The sequence below is a fragment of the Haloechinothrix salitolerans genome (assembly GCF_042662605.1).
GTDB lineage: Bacteria > Actinomycetota > Actinomycetes > Mycobacteriales > Pseudonocardiaceae > Haloechinothrix_A > Haloechinothrix_A salitolerans.
Map to the genome: position 1 here is coordinate 3,442,263 of NZ_JBHSXX010000001.1, position 21,418 is coordinate 3,463,680.

Annotated in this window: 20 protein-coding genes; 6 read left to right on the forward strand and 14 right to left on the reverse strand. The window is 68.9% G+C overall.

Annotated elements, in window-relative coordinates; translation table 11 throughout:
• Positions 1 to 11: 11 nt before the first annotated feature.
• From ACFQGD_RS16365 to ACFQGD_RS16375, 3 genes are read right to left on the reverse strand one after another with little or no spacing between them, the layout of a single operon-like run.
• Entirely contained in the window at positions 12 to 1,127 is a 1,116-nt protein-coding gene (locus ACFQGD_RS16365; protein WP_345390740.1) for an Mrp/NBP35 family ATP-binding protein, read from the reverse strand.
• On the reverse strand, positions 1,124 to 3,961 hold the full coding sequence (locus ACFQGD_RS16370) for a molybdopterin-dependent oxidoreductase (protein ID WP_345390743.1): 2,838 nt from the start codon (positions 3,959 to 3,961) through the stop codon (positions 1,124 to 1,126). Before ACFQGD_RS16370 ends, ACFQGD_RS16365 begins: the two co-directional genes overlap by 4 nt.
• A gap of 10 nt (positions 3,962 to 3,971) precedes the next feature.
• The gene (locus ACFQGD_RS16375; protein WP_345390746.1) at positions 3,972 to 5,507 is read right to left on the reverse strand and encodes a 4Fe-4S dicluster domain-containing protein; all 1,536 of its coding nucleotides are present in this window, start codon (positions 5,505 to 5,507) and stop codon (positions 3,972 to 3,974) included.
• A gap of 132 nt (positions 5,508 to 5,639) precedes the next feature.
• Here ACFQGD_RS16375 and ACFQGD_RS16380 point away from each other — a divergent pair, with 132 nt between their 5' ends.
• Positions 5,640 to 6,566 (forward strand): LysR substrate-binding domain-containing protein, encoded by a 927-nt coding sequence (locus ACFQGD_RS16380; RefSeq protein ID WP_345390749.1) that lies wholly within the window; start codon positions 5,640 to 5,642, stop codon positions 6,564 to 6,566.
• Positions 6,567 to 6,630: 64 nt separating this feature from the next.
• Here the strand turns inward: ACFQGD_RS16380 and ACFQGD_RS16385 are convergent, their stop codons facing one another.
• Complete coding sequence (locus tag ACFQGD_RS16385) at positions 6,631 to 6,768, reverse strand: hypothetical protein (protein WP_345390752.1); 138 nt, start codon at positions 6,766 to 6,768, stop codon at positions 6,631 to 6,633.
• 178 nt (positions 6,769 to 6,946) lie between these two features.
• On the opposite strand from ACFQGD_RS16385, the gene ACFQGD_RS16390 reads away from it, so the two are divergent.
• Positions 6,947 to 7,438 (forward strand): hypothetical protein, encoded by a 492-nt coding sequence (locus ACFQGD_RS16390; RefSeq protein ID WP_345390755.1) that lies wholly within the window; start codon positions 6,947 to 6,949, stop codon positions 7,436 to 7,438.
• A gap of 61 nt (positions 7,439 to 7,499) precedes the next feature.
• Here the strand turns inward: ACFQGD_RS16390 and ligD are convergent, their stop codons facing one another.
• From ligD to ACFQGD_RS16420, 6 genes are all read right to left on the reverse strand, one after another.
• Positions 7,500 to 8,405 (reverse strand): non-homologous end-joining DNA ligase, encoded by a 906-nt coding sequence (gene ligD, locus ACFQGD_RS16395; RefSeq protein WP_345390758.1) that lies wholly within the window; start codon positions 8,403 to 8,405, stop codon positions 7,500 to 7,502.
• The gene (locus ACFQGD_RS16400; RefSeq protein ID WP_345390761.1) at positions 8,386 to 9,540 is read right to left on the reverse strand and encodes an Rv2629 family ribosome hibernation factor; all 1,155 of its coding nucleotides are present in this window, start codon (positions 9,538 to 9,540) and stop codon (positions 8,386 to 8,388) included. Before ACFQGD_RS16400 ends, ligD begins: the two co-directional genes overlap by 20 nt.
• A 75-nt stretch (positions 9,541 to 9,615) precedes the next feature.
• Positions 9,616 to 9,909 carry a hypothetical protein gene (locus ACFQGD_RS16405; RefSeq protein WP_345390764.1) on the reverse strand — a complete coding sequence of 98 codons (294 nt, stop codon included), beginning with the start codon at positions 9,907 to 9,909 and terminating at the stop codon, positions 9,616 to 9,618.
• A gap of 37 nt (positions 9,910 to 9,946) precedes the next feature.
• Positions 9,947 to 10,903 carry a glutathione S-transferase family protein gene (locus ACFQGD_RS16410; protein ID WP_345390767.1) on the reverse strand — a complete coding sequence of 319 codons (957 nt, stop codon included), beginning with the start codon at positions 10,901 to 10,903 and terminating at the stop codon, positions 9,947 to 9,949.
• Between the two features lie 24 nt (positions 10,904 to 10,927).
• A complete protein-coding gene (locus tag ACFQGD_RS16415; protein WP_345390770.1) occupies positions 10,928 to 12,052 on the reverse strand; it encodes a class I tRNA ligase family protein in 1,125 nt (374 codons plus the stop codon).
• A gap of 56 nt (positions 12,053 to 12,108) precedes the next feature.
• Positions 12,109 to 12,702 (reverse strand): Rv1733c family protein, encoded by a 594-nt coding sequence (locus ACFQGD_RS16420; RefSeq protein WP_345390773.1) that lies wholly within the window; start codon positions 12,700 to 12,702, stop codon positions 12,109 to 12,111.
• Positions 12,703 to 12,895: 193 nt separating this feature from the next.
• Between ACFQGD_RS16420 and ACFQGD_RS16425 the strand changes: the two genes are divergently transcribed.
• A complete protein-coding gene (locus ACFQGD_RS16425) occupies positions 12,896 to 14,740 on the forward strand; it encodes a carboxyl transferase domain-containing protein (RefSeq protein WP_345390776.1) in 1,845 nt (614 codons plus the stop codon).
• Between the two features lie 22 nt (positions 14,741 to 14,762).
• Here ACFQGD_RS16425 and ACFQGD_RS16430 read toward each other — a convergent pair whose 3' ends face one another.
• Positions 14,763 to 15,278 (reverse strand): hypothetical protein, encoded by a 516-nt coding sequence (locus ACFQGD_RS16430; RefSeq protein ID WP_345390779.1) that lies wholly within the window; start codon positions 15,276 to 15,278, stop codon positions 14,763 to 14,765.
• A gap of 117 nt (positions 15,279 to 15,395) precedes the next feature.
• Here ACFQGD_RS16430 and ACFQGD_RS16435 point away from each other — a divergent pair, with 117 nt between their 5' ends.
• The gene (locus ACFQGD_RS16435; RefSeq protein ID WP_345390782.1) at positions 15,396 to 16,712 is read left to right on the forward strand and encodes a DUF2252 domain-containing protein; all 1,317 of its coding nucleotides are present in this window, start codon (positions 15,396 to 15,398) and stop codon (positions 16,710 to 16,712) included.
• A gap of 3 nt (positions 16,713 to 16,715) precedes the next feature.
• On the opposite strand, the gene ACFQGD_RS16440 is transcribed toward ACFQGD_RS16435, so the two are convergent.
• From ACFQGD_RS16440 to ACFQGD_RS16450, 3 genes are all read right to left on the reverse strand, one after another.
• Positions 16,716 to 17,507 carry an Fpg/Nei family DNA glycosylase gene (locus ACFQGD_RS16440; RefSeq protein ID WP_345390785.1) on the reverse strand — a complete coding sequence of 264 codons (792 nt, stop codon included), beginning with the start codon at positions 17,505 to 17,507 and terminating at the stop codon, positions 16,716 to 16,718.
• 9 nt (positions 17,508 to 17,516) lie between these two features.
• Positions 17,517 to 17,750, reverse strand: a complete 234-nt coding sequence (locus tag ACFQGD_RS16445) for a hypothetical protein (RefSeq protein ID WP_345390788.1) — start codon at positions 17,748 to 17,750, stop codon at positions 17,517 to 17,519.
• A 93-nt stretch (positions 17,751 to 17,843) separates the two neighbouring features.
• A complete protein-coding gene (locus ACFQGD_RS16450) occupies positions 17,844 to 18,692 on the reverse strand; it encodes a coiled-coil domain-containing protein (protein WP_345390791.1) in 849 nt (282 codons plus the stop codon).
• A 545-nt stretch (positions 18,693 to 19,237) separates the two neighbouring features.
• Here ACFQGD_RS16450 and ACFQGD_RS16455 point away from each other — a divergent pair.
• Entirely contained in the window at positions 19,238 to 19,546 is a 309-nt protein-coding gene (locus tag ACFQGD_RS16455) for a hypothetical protein (RefSeq protein WP_345390794.1), read from the forward strand.
• A gap of 233 nt (positions 19,547 to 19,779) precedes the next feature.
• A complete protein-coding gene (locus tag ACFQGD_RS16460; RefSeq protein WP_390183602.1) occupies positions 19,780 to 21,336 on the forward strand; it encodes a GMC oxidoreductase in 1,557 nt (518 codons plus the stop codon).
• Positions 21,337 to 21,418: the final 82 nt, after the last annotated feature.

The window sequence follows — 21,418 nt, forward strand, 5'->3', positions numbered from 1 at the left end:
CACACCATCGCTTAGACCACGCTCAACGGCAGCGGCACCCCCGCGAGGGGCCGTCTCACCACCGGCAGTCGTGCCGCCACCTCGGCCAACGCCACGGCGGAGGGCGCGTCCGGCGTACTGGCCACCACCGGGGTACCCGCGTCGCCGGAGGCGGTCAGCGCCGCGTCGATCGGGATCTGCCCGAGCAGGTCGGTGTCCAGCTCGTCCGCGAGTCGCCTGCCGCCGCCGGAGCCGAACAACGCCGTGTGTCTGCCGCACTCGCAGGCGAGCGCGCTCATGTTCTCCACCACCCCGGCGACCGGCATCCGCATGTCGCGCGCCATCCGCCCCACCCGGGACGCCACGGTCTGCGCCGCGACCTGCGGCGTGGTGACCGCGAGCAACGCGGCCTGGGGGAGCAGCTCCAGCAGCGACAGCGTGATGTCCCCGGTGCCGGGCGGCAGATCGATTAGCAGAACGTCCGGGTTGTCCCAGTGTACGTCGGTGAGAAACTGCTCCAACGCCTTGTGCAGCATCGGCCCGCGCCACACGACCGGCTCGTTCTCGTCCACAAAGAACCCGACGGACATCAGCCGCACGCCGTGCGCCTCCACCGGCAGCATCAGGCCCTTGAGCGCCACGGGGTTGCGCCGGACCCCGAACAACTGCGGCACCGAGTAGCCCCAGACGTCGGCGTCCAGCACGCCCACGCGCTTGCCTTGCGCGGCGAGCGCCACCGCGAGGTTGGTCGTCACGGTGGACTTGCCGATGCCGCCCTTGCCGCTGGCCACAGCGTAGACGCGGGTGTGTTCGCCGATGCCGGTGGCGCGCTGCTCCCGTAACCGCTGCGACAGCGCGAGCCGTTCCCGCTCGGACAGCGTGCCGAAGCTGACGTCGACCGCGCCGACCCCGGCCACCGACAGTGCCGCCGCCGTGACGTCCTCGCGCAGGCGTTCGCGCAGCGGGCAGCCGGACGTCGTCAGCGCGACCTCGACGTGCACCCGTCCGCCACGCCCGGCCTTCGCCTCGCGCAGCATGCCCAGGTCGCCGAGGCTGCGGTGGATCTCCGGGTCCTCGACGGCCGCGACGGCCTCCCACAGCGCCGTCTCGTCCACGCCGGTGGTTCGCAGCCGGGTCAGCATCGTCATTCGGGGGTCTCCGTTGTCCGGTAGCCGCGCCGGGTTGGCGCGAGGGGGCGCATCATGAACTCCGGTCGCCGCTGGCCGCCCGGCCCGAGCGCCGGGGTGGTCTTCGCCAGCCACTCCCGGTACACCTCGGCCGAACGACGGGTGTCGACGTAGACGTCGCCGTAGCGGTCCTCGGGCCGCGCCGGTTCCATCCTGATCTTCTGGAGCCAGCAGTGCATCCCGGAGTGCGGGTCGGGGTGCACCGCGAACGCGAGGTTCTGGTGCACGCCGGGGTCCGTCCAGTCGATGCGCGACGAGTCCGGGTCGCTGGAATCGAACGGCGCGACGCCGCCCTTGTGTCGCAGCAGCCAGGTGTGCTCACCGTCCGGATGGGACAGTTCCACCATGCCGGACACCCAGCGGCTGCCCTCGCCGGGATGCAGTCGCCACCGTCCCATGTGGTGCGACAGCGCGCACACGCCCGGCCGGATGCCCTCGGTTACCCACACTCGCGCCACGAAGTAGCCGATCTCGGTGCTGATCCGCACCAGGTCGTCGGTGCGCACTCCGTGGCGGGCGGCGTCGGTGGAGTTCAGCCACACCGGGTGGGTGTTGGAGATTTCGTTGAGGTACTTGGCGTTGCCGGAGCGGGTGTGGATCAACGTCGGCAGCCGGAACGTCGGGACAAGCACCAGCTCGCCCGCGTCCAGGTCGATCTCGCTGCGCGCGACGTGCGAGCGGATGTAGCCCGGCGTGGCGTGCTCGCCCTGGCCCCAGTCGCGCATCGCGGTGGAGAACACCTCCAGCTTCCGTGACGGCGTGGGCCAGCCGAACGTCACGTCGCCGTCGTCGTGGCGCACACCGACCGCGCCCGCCTCGCCGAACACCGGCGCCACCGAGTCCAGCGTGACCGGCTTGCGCACCACGCCGTTGGGGTCGACGGTGGTGTCGGCCAGTTCGTCGTCGGTGAGCGCGCGCTCGTCCACGCGGTAGATGTCGGTGTCAACCTCGACCACGCCGTAGCGGCGCATGTACTCCAGCGGCGTCATGCCCTGCTCGGCGGCCTTCTCCGGCAGGCCGGGAACGCTGTGCTCGAACATCCACCGGTAGTAGTCGTCCGTGGTCATCTTCTCGCCGGAACGGTACGGCGACTCGAAGTGCTTGGTGATGCCGAGCGCGCCGTCCGGGTCGATCCGCCACGACAGCTCGAACCAGAACTCGTTCTCTTCCCACACCTCGCCGGGGTTGGCGTCGCGGGTGTCGGTGTAGTCCTCGCCGAGCTTGTCCATCGCGACGCGCTGCACCGGCTGCCGGAAGCCGAGCCACTTCCCGGCGTGCGTCTCGTACGAGTGGGTGTCGTGGCGTTCGCTGGAATGGCCCATCGGCAGGACGTAGTCGGCGAACTCGGCGGTCTCCGACCATGTCGGCGTCAGCGCGACGTGCAGCCCGATCTTGTCGGGGTCGGTCAGCGTCTCGATCCAGGTGAAGCCGTCCGGGTTGGTCCAGATGGGGTTGTAGACGCGCGAGAAGTAGACGTCGAGCTTCCCGCGTCCCTCCTTGAGGAAGTGGGGGAGCAGGAATGACAGCTCGTTGGTGGCGAGGGGGTATTCGCGTGGCCAGATCAGCTCGTTCCAGTGCTCGTGGTGGCTGGGCATGTTGGGCCCCTGCGGGATGAACTTGTGCCACCCGTTCGGGCTGGTACCGCCGCGCCCGCCGATGCTTCCGGTCAGCGCGAGCACGAACCACAGTGCCCGCGCGACCTGCCAGCCGCCGAGGTTGCCCGCCGCCGCGGCGCGCCAGATGTGTGCGGACAGCCTGCCGTCGCAGTCCGCCACGATCTCGGCGATCTCCGCGATCCGCTCGACCGGCACCTGCGCCTCGTCAGCCGCGAACTCGAAGGTGAACTCGGCGTAGTCGGCGGTGATGCGGTCGAGGAAGGTGTCGAAGTCCTGTGGCGCGTCGGGATGTAGCTCGGCCAGGTAGGTCTGCCAGTTGAGCCAGCGGCGCAGGAACGGCTCGTCGATCCGCCGGGTGCGCAGCAGGTACGACGCCACCGCCAGGAGGATCGCGGCCTCGCTGCCGGGCCACGGCGCCAACCAGGCGTCGGCGTGTGCGGCGGTGTTGGACATCCTCGGGTCCAGCACGACGAGCTTCGCGCCGGACTGCTTGCCTTCCATGATCCGCTGCGCGTGCGGGTTGAAGTAGTGGCCGGTCTCAAGGTGGCTGGAGAGCAGCAGGATCACCTTGGCGTTGGCGTGGTCCGCCGATGGCCGGTCGAACCCGGTCCACATCGACATGCCGAGCCGCGCGCCCGCCGAGCAGATGTTGGTGTGGGTGTTGTGGCCGTCCACGCCCCAGGTGTTGAGGACGCGCTCGGTGAAGCCGTCCTCACCAGGACGTCCGACGTGGTACATGACGTCCTCGTGGCGGCCCTCGCTGATGGCGGTGGCGATCCGGCCCGCGATGTCGTTCAGCGCGTCGTCCCAGCTCACGCGTTCCCACTGGCCTGCGCCGCGCTCGCCGGTGCGCCGCAGCGGGTACAGGATGCGTTCCGGGTCGTCGAGCTGGTTGACGGTCGCCGGGCCCTTGGCGCAGTTCCGGCCGCGCGAGCCGGGGTGGGCCGGGTTGCCCTCCAGCTTCTTGACCGACAGATCGTCCTTGTCGACGTAGGCGAGCAGTCCGCAGGCGCTTTCGCAGTTGAAGCACGTGGTGGGGATCAGCATGTAGGAGCGCGGGACCTTGCGCGGGTGCGCCTTGGCGTCGTACTCGACGTGGTGATCCCATGCGGACACCGGAGGGAAGTTGCGCAGGTGCTCGTGACGTCGGGAGCCGGGCAGGTCCGGTTCTACGCTCATGACGATCCTTTCAGGACAGTGGGACGTCTTGGCCTGCGCGGACGAACACGCTCTCGTAGATCAGCAGGGCGGCCTGGACCAGCAGACCCGCCACCGCCGCGATGAGCAGGGACGCCGTGGCCCACCCGAGCCCGGCGATGGCGGCGGCGAGCGCGGCGAGTCCGATGCCACCGGTCCAGAACAGCCGGGCGTAGCGGCCGTGGGTGACCATGTGCGCCGCCATCGCGGCCTGCTTGCTGGTGTGCCTACCCAGAAACTCGAACAACACCATCAGCAGGTGGCCGAGTGTGCCGAGGGTGAGCGCGGCGAGCAGGAGCGTCGTCGCGCCTGCGCCGAGCCCCGTGCCGATCGCGGCCAGTGCCAGCGCGCCCGCGCCGACCATCACGGCCTGCACGATCAGGTGCCAGAACAGCAGCGGCGACTGCCATAGGTCACGGCCCTCGGCCTGGCCGAACAGGAATCCGGTGTAGCCCGCCGTCATCGCGGCGGCGACCAGCGCGGGCACGGCCAGCCAGTCGTATGCCGGGTCGGCAGTGAGCACGCCCGTCGTCTCGAGCACGCCGAGCGCCAGCCATGCGGTGAACAGCGCCGCGCCCGCCGCGAGCACGATCGCGCCCCAGAACATCCACGAGCGCGGATTCGGTTTCAGCAGGATGTAGAGGAAGCGTTCTGGACGTTTCAGGTCCCACACCAGCAGCGCCCCGGTGATGCCGATGCCCGCGACGCCCAGCGCGGGCGCCACGATGTCGCCGACGACGTCGAGGTCGATGCCGAGCAGGTGCGCCAGCGCGGCCAGGAACATCGCGCCCGCGCCGACCGCCTTGGTCCAGAGGTACGTCGTCACGCGCCAGCCCCACGGGCGCGGGTGGGCGGTGTTCAGCGTGGTGCGGGCCTTGGTGACCGGGTCCGTCGGCAGGTCGCGGGAGACGTCACGGCGGTGCTCGTCGGGGCGTGCCCAGAGGTAGGAGTCGCCGGTCGGGGCGGCTGTAGGGTCCAGCACGGCTCGGTCGGCGCCGAGGTAGAAGACGTTCGGGCCGGTGTTCTGCTCGGGTGCGCGCACCTGCGTCGGGTTCTGATTGACGAGCTTCGCGATGCCGCTTTCCGGGTCGTCCAGGTCGCCGACCCAAATGGAGTGCGTGGGGCACACGACGACGCACGCCGGTTCGAGGCCTTCGTCGACGCGGTGGGCGCAGAAGTTGCACTTCGCGGCGGTGTTGGTGTCGGCGTCGATGTAGATCGCGTCGTACGGGCAGCCCTGCATGCACGCCTTGCAGCCGATGCAGCGCTCGTTGTCGAAGTCGACGATGCCGTCGTCGCGCTTGAACAGCGCCTGCGTGGGGCAGATCGTCACGCACGGCGCGTCGGTGCAGTGGTTGCATCGCATGACGCCGAAGTCACGTGTGGTAGCGGGGAACTCGCCCTGCTCGACGTACTTCACCCAGGTGCGGTACTGGCCGACCGGCACCTCGTGCTCGGTCTTGCAGGCCACGGTGCAGGCATGACAGCCGATACAGGTGTTCTGGTCGATGGCGAAGCCATACCGCATGAGCGTCCTCCGAGAGCGAGACACCGCGCGAGACATCGAGTCGTCACTGACTCACCGTGACCGTAATGGCGCCCACATCGGCGCGGTACTAACCTTGGCTTTGGGAGGCCCAAAATCAGACTTGGGAGTGTCATGCCGTTGCCAGCGCGAGTGCCCGAACTCGGTGCCCTCGACCTGCTGCTCAGCGTCGCGCGGTTGGGAAGCCTGGGAAAGGCCGCCCGCGAGCGCGGCATCTCCCAGCCGGCTGCCGCGTCCCGAATTCGCACGATGGAGCGACTGATCGGCGTGCCGCTGATCATCCGCTCCAACACGGGCTCGCGGCTCACCGAGAAGGGCGCGATGATCGCCGACTGGGCGCGCCGGGTGGTCGACGCCGCCGGTGAACTGGACGCGGGCATCGACGCGTTGCGTAACGAACAGGCCAGCAGGGTGCGGCTCGCGTGCAGCATGACGATCGCGGAGTACCTGTTGCCGCGCTGGCTGTCCGAGCTACGGCGACGGCTGCCATCGGCGTCGATCGGCCTCCAGGTGGTCAACTCGGTGCGGGTCGCGGAGAAGGTACTCGTCGGAGAGGTCGACCTCGGGTTCGTGGAAGGCGCCGAGGTCAGCGAGGGGCTTGAGTCGCATGTGGTCGCCACCGACGAACTGTTGCTTGTGGTGCCGCACAACCACGTGTGGGCATCGCGGCGGGAGCCGGTAACCGCCGACGAGCTCGCCCGCACGCCGTTGATCAGTCGCGAGCCCGGGTCCGGCACGCGCTACGTGCTCGATCACGAGCTGGCACGGCTCGGCTTCACCGACGATGACCGCCCGGAGCCGATCATGGAGCTGTCCTCGACGACGGCGATCAAGGCGGCGGTCGAGGCGGGTATCGGTCCCGCTGTGCTCAGCTCGCTGGTCCTCGCCGAGGACGTCGCGGCGGGCAAGGTGGTCGTGGTGCCGACCACCGACCTCGACCTGCGCCGGACGTTGCGGCTGGTGCTGCGCTCGGGGGAGCAGCTCGCGCCGGTGCTCCGCGACGTCGTCGCCGCGACCCGCCAGCTACGGCAGTTGGTATGAGGGATCTTGAGCGTGTGTGTCGCGATCACGACCGGACACGCTCAAGATCCAGGGGGCTAACCGCCTACTGCTTCGCGACGAGTCCCTGACGACGCCCGGCCTCTTCGGCCATGACCCCGCGCAGGACGTCGATCACCTCGACGAGCCGCGGGTAGCGGAGCGAGTAAAAGATGCTGGTGCCCTGCCGGGTGGCATGACACACGTTTCGGGTATCGCCGCGAGTGGATCTGAAGACACGTCGGTCGTGATAACGACACAAACGTCGTCAGATCAACAACGTCCGTACCCGGGAAGCCGCGCTCGGCGTCCGCCGATGTTTCGCCGCCGCGCGACCCGTCAACCCTCACTGTGACAGCGATGCCGCCCGATGGGAGGTCGTCATGGCGGAGGGTAAGGACCCCGGCACGCCACCGCAGGACACTGGCATGCCCGACGACGTCGAGACCGATCCGGCGGCGCTGAACAGCAGTGAGGATCTCGACGAGGACCGGCTCAAGGTCGACCCGCTGGAGACCGGCGTTGAGCCGCCCGAACAGTGGTCGGCGGCCGAACGCTACGACAGGACGCCGTTCGAGCAGGAGCAGGGCGAGACCATCGAGGATCGGGTGCGGCAGGAGAGGCCGGATACCGAGGTGGCAGAACCGCCGGACCCGCCGGTCTCAGCGACCCCGACCAGCGAGCTCGACGCTTCGATGGACGATCCAGCGGTGGACCAGGAGGAACCGCTGGTGCGTGAGCAGATCGACGACGAGGAACCGCCTTCGGACGCCGAGCGGCGCGGTCAGAGCGCGGACAAGGCCGGTGGTTCGGTCGCGAACGCGTTGCGCGAGTCCAACCAGCCGCCGACGTCACCCGACCGCGCGGAGGAGTGACCCGCCGCGCGGGCCGGTGGCGTCCGCTGTCGCGGCTGACTCGGGGTGGTGACGACAGGCTTCAACCCCTCATCTCAGCCAACCGGCGTGCCGCCTCGGTCGGTGAGCACGCCAGACGCTTGTCGTGTAACCGCTGCCACGGGTCGGTCTTTTGCGCAAGGCGGCGGTGCACCCGTCGCATGTCCCAACCGGTTGGCCACGCCCCCGCGAGCTCGCCCCAGTCGAGGGGGACGGCGCATGACGCGCCGGGCCGCGCCCGAACCGAGTACGGAGCGATGAACGTCTGGCCATAGCCGTTCCGATTGACATCGAGGAAGATCCGGTCGCCCCTGCGCTCCTTACGGAACTCCGTGGTGAGGCGGTTCGGGTCGTCGGCGGCCAGGGTGTCGGCGATCGCCGCGGCGAGTTCGCGTACGGCGTCGAAACCCTCGGACCGGTCCAGTGGCGCGACGACGTGGAAGCCGCGCCCACCGGTCGCTTGCAGGTAGGCGAGCAACCCTAACTCTCCGAACAGATCACGCAGCCGCCGCGCCACGCTACGGATCTCGCCGATGGCGGCAGAGCCATCCGGCGGGTCGATGTCGATCACCAGCAGGTCTGGGCGGTCCAGGTCAGCGGTCGTGGACGGCCAGATATGGAGCTCGATCACGGCCTGGTTCGCCAGGTAGGTGAGCGCCGCCTCGCTCGCGGCGAGCACCGCCCGCTGGGTACCGCCCTCACGCAGCGGCACCCTTACCGTGTCCAGCCACTCTGGAAAGTGCTCCGAGGCCTGCTTTTGCACGAAACCGTCGGCGTCGATGCCGTCCGGGTACCGCCGCAGTGTGAGCGGCCGGTCCCGCAGGTGCGGCAGCATCACCTCGGCCACGTTGTGCATGTGGTCAGCCAGGTCGCCCTTGGTCAGCCCGGCCTGGGGGAACAGGACCTTGTCCTGGTTCGAGATCGGGATCTCACGGCCCGCGATCGGCATGGGTACCTCCTCGGTAGCGGCGCAGCACGCCGAACCCGTCCTCGAGTGCCAGCTCGTCCCCGACGACGACGAGGTCGGCGCCGACGGCGATCGCGGCGAGCGGTAGCGCTTCGTCCGCACGGTCTCTGTCGACCACCGAGATGCCGAGCTCGTCGAGCACCTCGGGGTCAGTGGCGAGTTCGATGGGGTCCGCGCCGGTGTGGACGTGCTGGTCGTCGTCCCCACCGATGAGCAAGGCCTCGGCGTTCGCCTCGCGTAGCGTGGCGCACACCGAACTCAGGCCCTGCACCGCCAGCCCGTCCGCGCCGTGCGCCAGTTCGGCACGGAACTGGTCGGCGCGCGCTGCGATTCGCTGTCGTTCCCGCTCGGCCACAAGGCCGCTGACCTCTTCGCTCAGCGCGTCGCCGTACGGGGCCTGGGTGCGGCCGCCATCGCCGACGTCGACGACGCCGTCTCGCAGCCGGTCGGGCAGCGCGTCTCGTAGCCATCGCCTGCCCTTGACCTCGCCGGAAAGGACGATTAGCTCGGCGCCGACCGCGTCCGCGACCTTGGTGACGTCGTCGGCGACAAGGTGAATGTTCTGCCGGACGGTCTCTTGGACGTGTTCTCGGTCGTGCCTGCGCGGCAACCCGGCGTTGGTGCCCGCCTCATGCACCGGATGCTCCGCGCCGAGCACCGGATGGTGGTAGGCCACGGCACCGGTGTTGTCGACACCGGTGACCTCGGCGCCGACCTTGTCGACGGTCGCGACGACGTGCGGCACCGTCGGTAGCGCGTGCGCGACGAGCGGCACCAGGTACGGCAGGGTGGACCAGCGTGCCACCGGTCGTGCCGGGGGCTCACCGAGCGAGCGATTGACGAGCACCGTGCCTCCGGAGGCGATCAGCGCACGCCCACTCCTGCCAGCGGGGTATGGCGCGGACCACACGGCGTCTTCCAGCGCCGCGACGGTATCCGCGTCCGCTCCCTGCGCTCGCAGGTCGTCGGCCAGCTCGCGCCAGGTCAGCTCCAGCACCTTGGTGGCGTCCTCGGTGGTGTGCGTGGTTTCGTAGTACACCGAGGCGAACGGCGTACCCCTAGTGCGCCGCGCCCTGGCGACTAGTTCCCGCAGGTCGGAATCCACCGCGATGTCCACCGCGAACCTCCCTTTGCGCCGGGTGTCTTCGCTAGTGGAGGGGTACCCAACGTCGCGCCGATCAATCCGCGTCCGTCAGCCCGGTTCGCCTCGGCGTTTGCGATGCAGCACCCAGCCAAAGTCAATGACGAGCCCGGCCGCGACGACGAACAGGACGACGCCGAGCCACACCATGTCGCCGATGGTCACCCACAGCACTCCGACGGCGACGCAGAGCACCACGCCAAGCGCGGCCAACCACAGCCGCAACGTGAGCGCGCTATACATCGGCGCGGCGCCCGCCCAGCCACCGGTCGGGTCGTGATAGTCCGGCAGCCCGCGTTCGTATTCCTCGCGGGTGAGCTTGCGGCGGGGTTTACGTGTGTTCATGTAGCTGGGGTAGCCACTACGGGCGCGGCTAATCCGCCTACACCGGCGCGGGCGGTGTGCCGTCGCCGAACGGCCGCCCGCCGAGTTGCTCGCGGCCGTGTGGCGTGTCCCAGCCGGACAGGTCAGGGCCGAGCGGCACGATGCCTGTCGGGTTGATGTTGGTGTGCACCAGGTAGTAATGGCGCTTGATGTGGTCGAAGTCGACCGTGTCGTAGAACCCAGGCGTCTGGTACAGGTCGCGCGCGTAGGCCCACAGGACCGGCATCTCGGTGAGCTTGTTCCGGTTGCACTTGAAGTGGTTGTGATACACCGCGTCGAAGCGCACCAGCGTGGTGAACAGCCGGATGTCGGCCTCGGTGATGGTGTCGCCGACGAGGAACCGCTGCCGCTCCAACCGCTCCGACAGCGCGTCCAGCCGGGCGAACAGCCGGTGGTAGGCGTCGGCGTAGGCCTCCGGGCGCTTGGCGAAGCCCGCCTGGTAAACAGCGTTGTTGACATCGGTGAACACCGCCTGGTTGATGTCGTCGATCTCGTCCCGCAGCTGCTCCGGGTAGAGGTCAGGCGCGCCCTCGCGGTGATAGGCCCGCCACTCGGTGGCGAAGTCGATGGTCAGCTGCGGGTAGTCGTTGCTGACCAGCTTCCCGCTTGGGACGTCGACCAGCGCGGGCACGCTGATGCCACCGGTGTAGTTCGGGTCGGTCTTGTAGTACGCCTGGGACAAGAACCGGATGCCCAGTACCGGGTCACGATCGTCCGGGTCGAGGGTGAACCGCCAGCTCCGCTCATCCTGAATCGGGTCCGCGACGGCGACGGAGAGGGCGTCCTCGAGCCCCAGCAACCGCCGCGAGATGAGGCCACGGCTGGCCCATGGGCACGCCTTGCTGACCACCAGCCGGTAGCGACCCGGTTCGACGGGCCATCCGGACGACCCATCGGCGGTGACCCGCTCGGTGAAGGCGTTGGGGGCACGGACGAACTCGGTCTGCGTGCTCACGGAATCACTCCCTTGTGTCGGATGTCAGCCGAGCCCGAACACGGACACCATCGTGCGGGCGGCGTCGCCACCGCTGTCGATGGCGATGTCCAGCGCGCGCGACACGTTCAGGTCGGTGCGCAGCGCCGTGCGTAGCTCGTCCTCGGCGGCGGCGGTGTCCGCGGTGCGGCGACCCGCCGCGCTGTAGAGCGCCTCCAGGCGCTCGGCGGCCGTGTCCAGCAGCGCCGGGGTGTAGTCCCACGACCGGTGCCACGGCCGGTCAAGGATCATCATCCGCACCACCGCCGCCGCGTGGTCGGCGAGTAGGTCGGAGATGAGCACCAGGTTGCCGGACGACTTCGCCATCTTCTCGCCGTCCACGGTGACCACCCCGACGTGCAGCCACGACCGGGCGTACGGCCGCACGCCGGTCAGCGCCTCCGCGATCGCGGCATGGCAGGCGTGGTGCGGGTAGGTCAGGTCCGCGCCACCCGCGTGGACGTCGACGCCCACTCCGAACACCGACGACGCCATGGCCACGCACTCGGCGTGCCAGCCGGGACGCCCCCGGCCCCAGGGCGAGTCCCACCCGACCCGGTCGGGACCACACGCCTGCCAGATCGCGACGTCCAGCGGGTCGTGCTTGGCAGGGTCGTCCGGCTGCCCACCGAACTCGGCGTTCAGCTCCAACGCCGTCGTCCGGTCAATCCCCGCCACGGCGGGGATGTCGCCGCCCCGGAAGTAGACGCTGCCCTCGGCGACGTAGGCGTGACCGGAACGCACCAGATGTCGCGCGAGCCGGACGACGTGGGGAATGTAGCTGTGGGCGCGGGGCTCGTGGCGCGGCGTGCGGACCTTGAGGTTGGCCATGTCGGTGTCGAACTGGAACTGCCCTACGGCGGCGTACCAGTCGGCGTCGGTGCCCGCCCGCGCGGCGGCCTCGTCCAGGACGTCGTCCACGTCGGTGACGTTGCGGCAGATCTCGGCGTCCACGCCGAGCTGCCATAACGCCCGTGCGAGGACGTCCACCCAGACGAACGTCGCCGCGTGCCCGAGGTGGGTGACGTCGTAGGGCGTGATGCCGCAGGCGTACACCCGCGCGCGGTCGAGCAACGGCACCGTCCGCTCGCCGAGCACCAGCGTGGCGTCGGCGTCCCACTTGGCGTTCATGGTTCGAGTATGCCGCCGCGTGCGGGCAGGTGGCAGGACGCCGGGGCGGATGCGTGTCACGTGCGATGCTCGTCGAACTCCCGCCACTCGCGCTCCCAGGCCGCGTAGCGTTCGCGGTCAAGCCGGACGCGCATCAGCACGTAGATGCCCGCGAGCGCGGCGACGAAGAGCAGCCAGGTGCCGATCGTGGCCAGTACCGCCGCGGTGACGGTCTGACCGGGAGAAAGGGGAGCGGTCGTTCGGTCGCCGTCTCCATCGACCCAGATGGTGATCGTGTCGCCCGCGCTCGCGCCACCGGCAACCGGGACCGTGCCTTCATGCCGCTTGCCGTCTGGCGTGGACCATTCGGCCAGCGCCGTTGCCTGGCGCGGCATCTGAAACGCCATCGCGCCGTTCCGCTCGGTAACGGGTGCGTCCTCGGTCACAATGGCGTCCACCCGGTAGCGGTCGTGTTGTTGCGCCGCCGCGCGGTCGGTGAGGCTGGCGTGGTAGCTGAAGCCGTACGCGGCCATGAGCGGCCCCGAGAGCAGGGCGAGCGCGATGAGAACCGCCGCGAGCCTGGCCTGACGGCGGTCCGAGGGTCTGATGAGCGGGTTCCCGCCGGGTTGCAACGCCGACCAGAGCGCGGAACTCGATGTCGTGCCGAACATGACCTGACTCCTCATGACACGGACCTATATCTACATCGTGTTCGGAGCCGCCCGTCGAATCGAAGGGACTTCTGGTGGCTTCGCTAGAGACTGTGTACCCCTGTTCGCGGGATGCCAACCACGAGAACGGCGACGGGGACGACGTCGCTGGCGAACAGCTATCGCCTTGCCACGTCGTGAGAAGCTTCCGGATGTGGATCACGACACGAATGGTGCGGTGCTCGCTCCGATGCTGGGCACGGTGGTGCGCGTCGCGGTAAGCGACGGCGCGCGGGTGCGTTCCGGCCAGCAGCTGGTGGTGCTGGAGTCGATGAAGATGGAGCACCCAGTTACCGCGCCACACGCGGGCGTCGTCGCGCGCGTGGCGGTGGCCGAGGGCGATCGGGTGCGCCGGGACCAGCGGCTGCTGGACGTCGTTGCGCACGGGGCGCCCGGTGAAGGGGACACCGATCAGCAGGCGGACGCCGAGTACGCCGAGTACGACCTGGACGAGGCGCGAGCCGACCTGGACGAGGTGCGGCGCAGGCACGCCATTGGGCAGGACGGGCGGCGGCCGGACGCCGTCGCCAAACGCCACGACGCCGGGCGGCGCACCGCGCGGGAGAACATCGCCGCACTCTGCGACGAGGGCAGCTTCCTGGAGTACGGGCCGCTGGTGGTGGCCGCGCAACGACAACGCCGCTCGCTGGAAGACCTGATCGAACGCACCCCGGCGGACGGCCTCGTCGGCGGGCTGGCGCGGGTCAACGGCGCGCTGGTCGGGAAAGCGGCGGCGCAGTGCGCCGTGCTGGCCTACGACGCGACGGTGCTGGCGGGCACCCAGGGCGCGTACAACCACCTGAAGAAGGACCGGCTGTTCGACGTCGCCGCGCGGCGCGGGCTGCCGGTCGTGTTGTACGCCGAGGGCGGCGGCGGACGTCCCGGCGACGTCGACATTCCCACAGTGTCGGGCTTGCAGGTGATGGCGTTTCACCTGTTCGCGAAGCTCAGCGGGCAGGTGCCGCTCGTCGGCATCGCTTCCGGCCGGTGTTTCGCGGGCAACGCGGCGCTGCTCGGCTGCTGCGACGTGGTCATCGCCACGCGGGATGCCAGCATCGGTATGGGCGGACCCGCGATGATCGAAGGTGGTGGACTCGGCACTTTCGAACCGGACGAGGTCGGTCCCATCGACGTCCAGGCGCCCAACGGCGTGGTAGACGTCGTGGTGGCGGACGAGACCGAGGCGACCGAGGTCGCCAAGCGGTACCTGGCGTACTTCCAGGGCAGCCTCGCCGAGTGGTCCAGCGAGGACCAGCGGCGGTTGCGGCAGGTGGTGCCGGAGAACCGGGTGCGGGTCTACGACGTCCGCGCGGTGATCGACACGCTCGCCGACACCGACAGCGTGCTGGAACTGCGGCGGGACTTCGGCCACGGCATCATCACCGCGCTGGTGCGGATCGAGGGGAAGCCGTACGGGCTGATCGCGAACAACCCGTCGCACCTTGGCGGCGCGATCGACAGCGACGCCGCCGACAAGGCATCCCGGTTCTCGCAGCTCTGCGACACGCACGGGCTGCCGATCGTCTCGCTGTGCGACACGCCTGGGTTCATGGTCGGTCCCGACGCCGAACGCACCGCCACTGTGCGGCACGTCAGCCGCATGTTCGTGACCGGTGCGAACCTGCGGGTGCCGATGTGCGTGATCGTGCTGCGCAAAGCGTACGGGCTCGGCGCGATGGCGATGGCGGGCGGTAGCCTCACCGTGCCGGTGGCGACGGTGTCCTGGCCGACCGGCGAACTCGGCGGTATGGGACTCGAAGGCGCGGTCAAGCTCGGGTTCCGCAAGGAGCTGGACGCGGTTTCCGATCCCGACGAGCGGCAGCGACTGTTCGACCAGATGGTCGCGATGGCCTACGAGCACGGCAAGGCGCTCAACGCCGCGTCGGTGTTCGAGATCGACGACGTCATCGACCCCGCCGACACCCGTCGGTGGATCACGACAACCCTGGCGGACCCGCCGCGCGAGCCTGGCGGTCGCGCGTTCGTGGACACGTGGTGATGGCGCCGCCTTCAGTCCACGCTTATGCCGCGCTCTCGGCGTGCCGAGGCGCTTCCGCCCGGCTTGTTCTGCGCGTCACCGCGGGGAAGAACACCGCGAGCAGGGCGCCGAACACCAGGTGCGTAGCTACCTCGAACGGCTGGTTCGTTCCGTCGAGGAACGCGCTCCAGTGGTCGACGAACCGGCTCAGGACCTGGAAATTGACGACGTAGATCGCGCCGCCATAAATCAGCCCAGCGAGCGCGGCCAGTGTGCCCGTGCCCCACGGGTGGGTGAGCAGGGCGAAGAGCACGCCGAAGGCCACGCTCAGCACGACGTGGATCACCACGCCAAGCCAGACCGTGCCTTGGTCGGGTGGCGGCCCTTCGATGATGGTGGAGATCATCTTGAACGGGGCGACCACATCTTTGCCGTCCGTGTGCGCGAACCACATGGTCAGGGCGATGAAACCCGCCCCGGCGACGATGCCGCCCAGCACACCCATGGCGAGCCGGACGGGCAGCGCCGGTGCGGAGGTTCCCGCGCGGGTCGTCTGCATGACAATACCTCCGATACGTCGCTCGCCTGGTTGGATGCCCCAATTGTGGGGGAGCAAACCCGGCCGCGGGGCACTATTCACCCGGCAGGTTTGCCATGCGCGGTACTGTCGCGAGGGATGAGTGACCAGCGCACCGAGCAGATCGTCAGCATCCTGGAGAACGCCTTCGCCGAGCGCGTCCGGCGCGGTCCCGCGGCGTTCCGGAAACGGTTCCGCAAAATGGCGGCCGATCCGTTCGCGTTCTACCGGGGGTCGGCGGCGTTGTTCTACGCGGACATGGCCGAGCGCGAAGACCCATGGGCCACCGGCGCGCTGTCGCGGGTGTGGATTCACGGCGACCTGCACGCGGAGAACTTCGGCACCTACCTCAACGACCAGGGCAGGCTGATCTTCGACGTCAACGACTTCGACGAGGCCTACCTCGGGCACTTCACCTGGGACCTGCAACGGTGCGCGGTCAGCCTCGCGCTGATCGGCTGGCGCAAGGCGTTTCCCGACGATGTCATCGACGAGCTGATCGCCCGCTACATCCGGTCCTATGTGGACCAGGTCGCGTACTACACCAGCTCCGACCGGGACCAGGAGTGGGCGCTGCGGCTGGACAACGCGCGTGGCCCTGTGCGGGACACGCTCCTGGCCGCGCGGTCGGCGAGCCGGATCGATCTGCTCACCGCGAATACCGCCATCGTGGGGGACGAACGGGAGTTCATCGAGGGCCCGGGCGTGCGCAGGTTGGATGACGCCGAACATGACCGCGTGATGCGCGCGTATCGGCGGTACTTGGAAACCATCGCGGGGTCCAAGTGGGCATCGAACGACATCGCGTTCGCCGTGAAGGACGTCGTCGGGCGCTCCGGCTTCGGCATTGGCAGCGCGGGGCTGCGGGCGTACAACGTGCTGTTGGAAGGGCACAGCCAGGCGCTGGAGAACGACATCATCCTCTCGGTCAAGGAGGGCAACATCGCCGCCGCCAGCGCGGTGGTACAGGACGACCGGCTCGCGGGGGCGTTCGAGCACCATGGCCATCGCACCGCGTTGTCGCAGCGTGCTCTCCAAGTGCACGCCGACCCGTACCTGGGCTGGACCGAGATCGACGGCACCGGCTTCGTTGTCAGTGAGCTGTCGCCGTACGAGACCGACCTGGAATGGGAGGATCTGACCGAGCCGGACGAGATCACCGAGCTGGTCACCGACCTGGGCAAGGCGACCGCCAAAATGCATTGCGTCGCCGACGCGGACGCTGAGGGGCTCGCCGTCGAGGAGCAGGTGGAGGACCTCGTGCTGGAACGCGTCGACGGTCACGTCGGCGAGCTGGTCAGCTGGGTGCAGGAGTTCGCACGGGAGTACGCCGAACTTACCCGCGCCGACCACGCCCGGTTTGTCGACGCCTTCCGGCATGGGGCGTTCGGGGGCGTGAGCGCGGTGGCGGGGTAGGTGCTATTTGTTCGGTTCCGGCTGACACCGTGAGCACCACGCGGTACTCCTGCTGCCGACGCGCCCGTGTGACAGGGTCGATCCGCAGCGCGGACACGTACCGGGGTCGTCGTCTCGGTGTCCGGTCAACCAGCTGTCCCGGGGCGGCACGCGGCCCGCGTCGATGGCGTGCCGCAGCACGGTGCGCATCCGCGCGTGCAGTCGTCCGCAGTCCTGTGCGCTGAGCGCCGACGCGCGCGTGCGCGGGTGAATCCGGGCGCGCCACAGGATCTCGTCCACCAGCAGGGTGCCGAGCCCTGCGATCTCGTACTGGTCCATCAGCACGGCCTTGACCTGCCGGTCGCGGTGCGCCAACAGGTCGTAGAGGTGCTCGCGGGTCACCTCGGTCGCGTCGACACCGAGGTCGCCGAGCACGCGGTCGCGGGCGGTGTCCCCGCGCGTGAGGTGTAAGCCCTCCAGTTTGCGCATGTCGCGGTAGCGCAGCTCGCCGTCGTCGAACGCGAGCACCACGCGGTCGTGGCGGTGCTCTTGCTCATGCGCGTCTGCCCATTCCAGGCTTCCGGTCATGCCGAAGTGCAGCAGCACGGCGTCGTCCGACCCGTGAACGGGTGCGATCAGCCACTTGCCGTGCCGCCGTGCTGCGTCGAACCGTTGTCCTTCGAGCGCCTTGGCCAGCGTGCGGCGGCTGGTGTGCCGCACTACTTGTGCGTCACGCACCCGTACCGCGCGGACCGCGCCCCGGACGTGGTCGTTGAACACGCGGCGGAAACCTTCAACGTCGGCGAGTTCCGGCATGGTTATGGGTCAGTCGGGCTTGCCCTGTCTGCGCAGTTCGGCGCCGGACTGCTCCTCGCCGGCGAAATCCTCCCCGGAAAGCCTGCCGACGAACGTCTCGGAGCCGCGCGCACGGCTCGTGTTCCGGCCGCCGTGGGGCGGCCGGGACAGCGCGACGGCGGGGTCCGTCGCGACGTCGGATTCCCTGGGGGTGTCGACAGGCAGCCGGTACCGCTCCCAGAACCAACGAATCCACCGGGGCATATGCTCACCTCATTCGTCTAGACGGTGATGAGTACCCCACGGTGCGGGCGGCCACACGTAGTGCGCGACGGCCAGGTGTGTGGTGTCAGCCGGTCATGCCGGAGTCGCGACGCGCTGTTCCGGCACCGGTTCGTCGTCCGGGCGCAGCAGTGGCGCCGCGTCGGCGAACAACCGGCCCAGTGCGCGCACCCGATCGGCGAGATCATCCCTGACCTGCCGTAGCGCGTCCGCCTCCCGTCGTGCCGCTCGCACGATCCGCGCGGCTTCAGCACGTGCCTCGGCGACGATGCCCTCGGCTTCGGTCTGCGCGGCGCGGCGTTGCTCCGCGATTTCTCGCCGAGCCTCAACCCGCCGGGCCAGCATGGCGATCTCGAAGTCCCTCGTGACGTGCTTTCGGTGCTGCTCGGCGGCCTCGTCCAGCTCGATACGCCGCCGCTCCGCCTCGCGCGACATCGTCTCGGCCTCGGTGCGGGCGCGTTCGGTCAGCTCACGGTACTCGGCCGCCATGGCCGTCCGTTGCGCGTCGAGGTCGGCGAGGAGCCATTCGGACCGCTTCCGTAGTCGCTGCGCCGCGTCCTGGGCCGCGTTCCAGGTGTGTTCGGCGGCCATCTGTGCTCTTCCGGTGATCTCGGCTGCCTCGTCCCGCGCGAGCTCGACCATCCGTCGCAGCCGTCCGGGCACCGCTTCCGGGTCGATCGGAGTGCGACACACTTGGTCGAGCCGCGCGCGTAGCTCTCGGACCTCCGACCGGCTCGCCTCCAGCTGCGTGGCGAGGTTCTCCGCCTCGGCGACCGCTGCGTCGCGATCGGCGGTAACCAGCCGCAGCTCGGCCTCGACGCCGTGGACGTACCGTCGCACCTGGCCACGGTCGTAACCCCGCCACGAGACGTCGAAATCCGTGCGCAACGGCACCAAATCGTCCCGGATGTCCAGCGATTCCATCCCCACACCTCCACCACGCACTGCTCGCTATCGAGCTTAGACGAGCGTCGGCTGTTCGCGCCCGGCCGAAGTCTGGCGATTGCTGTCACAGTGCCGACTACTCCATCCGGGCGGTGTCGGTCGGAAGTGCCGTGCCACCAGTGATGTCGACCTCACCATCGAGACGACAACCGATCCTGTTGGGGGCGGATGTGGGGTATCAAGATCAGCCGCGTGATAAGCGCGGACGTTGGAAGAAGGGATCTGCGGCTGGTGTTGCTGGGGCGGCGCTCGCGGTGACGCTTGCGCACGGTTCGATCGGTGTCACGAGTGGCGCTGCTGGTGGGGGAGCGGCTTCGGTGGAGTCGGCGCTTGGCCAGGTGATGCGAAACAAGATCGTGAAGAGTAAGCGAGAAGCAAGCAGGGGACATCGCGGTGCCACCTGGAAACGCCTTGATTTGAAGCGGACCCATCGGAGGCTTGAACGTGGGCTGACGTGCGCCGCCAACTCGTACGGCGAGGTTGCCCGCTTTTTCGTACGTACCCCATGCCGTGCGCTGGACCGCATGCTGGTTCGCCTGAACGGCAGCAACAGCACGGTTGTTGTCGTGTCCGTCGCCTGGGTCGAGATGCGTAGCACGCTCGCGGCGTTACGACTGCGCGAGCTAGTGGACACTCACGGCACGGGCAACGTGTCGCCGCTGCCTGGCGCTGTCGTGGGTGCCGGCCCCATCCGATGGACCGGCCACAACTACGATTCGCGCCGCGACCGGCGCACGGTCGTGATCGCGGAGGTGGAGCCACTCGCTGGTGCGCCGACACCGGCGTACATGGACGGGATCGCTGACGTCGCTGCCGAGTTCCCGCGGCCGTAACGTCTCGTGCTCTCGCCACTGCGGCTCACCGCAGGCGCCCGCTCGACCATTTTCCGCAACAGTGCCGCTGAATGGCTGCTGACACGTACCAGGCCGAACGGCTATAACGTGTATCACTTTCACTGCCGGATAAAGGGGTAGCCGTGGGTCCGCGAAGCAGCATCAACACAGGTAAGAGTCGATACGGTAAGCGTATAAGCCGGAGGGTGTTCCTTGGTGGAACAGCTTCTACTTTGGGCGCATTCGCGCTGCCATCACTCCCGGCGGCGGCAGCGCCGTCGCAGGCATTGCGCGACGGCGACCTGGTGCCCGCGCTCGTGATCGGGAGCGGGTATGGCGGCGCGGTAACGGCACTGCGCCTGACCCAGGCGGGTGTCCCCACCGCCGTAGTCGAGATGGGGCGGAACTGGACCACGCCCGGCCCCGACGGCGACGTCTTCTGCGACATGCACAATCCGGACGGTCGCTCGTTCTGGTTCCGCACCGAGACCGACCAGCCGCTCGGCTACTTCAGTGGCGGCTCCACCAACAAGGAGATTCCATCGGCCGCCGGGGTGCTGGACTCCGAGCGTTTCGCCGCCACCCGCGTCTACCAGGGCCGGGGCGTCGGTGGCGGGTCGCTCGTCAACGGCGGCATGGCCGTCACCCCGAAGCGTGACTACTTCGAGGAGATCCTGCCTTCGGTCGACGCCGATCAGATGTATCGGACGTTCTTCCCGCGCGCCAACGCCGCACTCGGCGTCAACCGCATCGACCGGGTCTGGTTCGAGTCCGCCGACTGCTACCGCTACACCCGCGTGAGCAGACGCACCGCGCACGACGCGGGATTCGACACGGTGTTCGTCCCCAATGTCTATGACTTCGACTACATGAAGCGGGAAGCGGCCAACCAGGTGCCGCGCTCCGCACTCGCCACCGAGGTGATCTACGGCAACAACCACGGCAAACGCACGCTCGACAAGACCTACCTCGCGGCCGCGGCGGCGACCGGGAAGCTGTCGATCTCGCCGCTGCACACGGTTACCGACGTGGCGCCCACGAGGGGCGGGCGCTACGCGGTCACGATGGTGCGGATCGACGTAGACGGGACGACGCTCGCGACCAAGACCGTCACCGCCGATCGGGTGTTCTTCGCGGCGGGCAGCGTCGGCACGAGCAAGCTGTTGGTGGCGATGAAGGCCAAGGGCAGGCTGTCCGACCTGCCGGACGATGTCGGGGCGGGGTGGGGCAACAACGGCAACGTCATGGTCGGCCGCGCGGGCTGGGACCTCACCGGGGCGCTCCAGTCGTGCATGCCCTCGATGGGTATCGACAACTGGTCCGACTCGAACGGCCCGGTGTTCGCCGAGATCGCGCCGTTCCCAGCGGGCACTGAGACGTGGATCAATCTCTACCTAGCCATCACCAAGAACCCGCATCGGGGCACGTTCCGGTTCAACACCACGACCGGCCAAGTCGATCTGGACTGGCAGGCGTCCTGGACGCAGCCGTCCATCGACGCCGCCAAGCGTGTATTCGACGCGATCAACGCGAAAGCGGGCACGATCTACCGCAGCGATCTGTTCGGTGTCTACAAGATCTGGGGCGACGACTTCACGTACCACCCTCTTGGCGGCTGCGTGCTCAACGAGGCCACCGACAACTACGGCAGGCTGCCCGGCTATCCGGGCCTCTACGTCGTCGACGGCTCGCTGGTCCCCGGCAGCACCGGCGTGAACCCGTTCGTGACCATCACCGCGCTCGCGGAACGCAACGTCGAGCACGTCATCGCCACCGACATCGGCGGGTGACAACGACGGTGCGGGGACGTTCGCCGCGCTCCGTGCCCGCCTCGGTACCTATCCGATCGGACAGGTGCGGCCATCGGAGTGA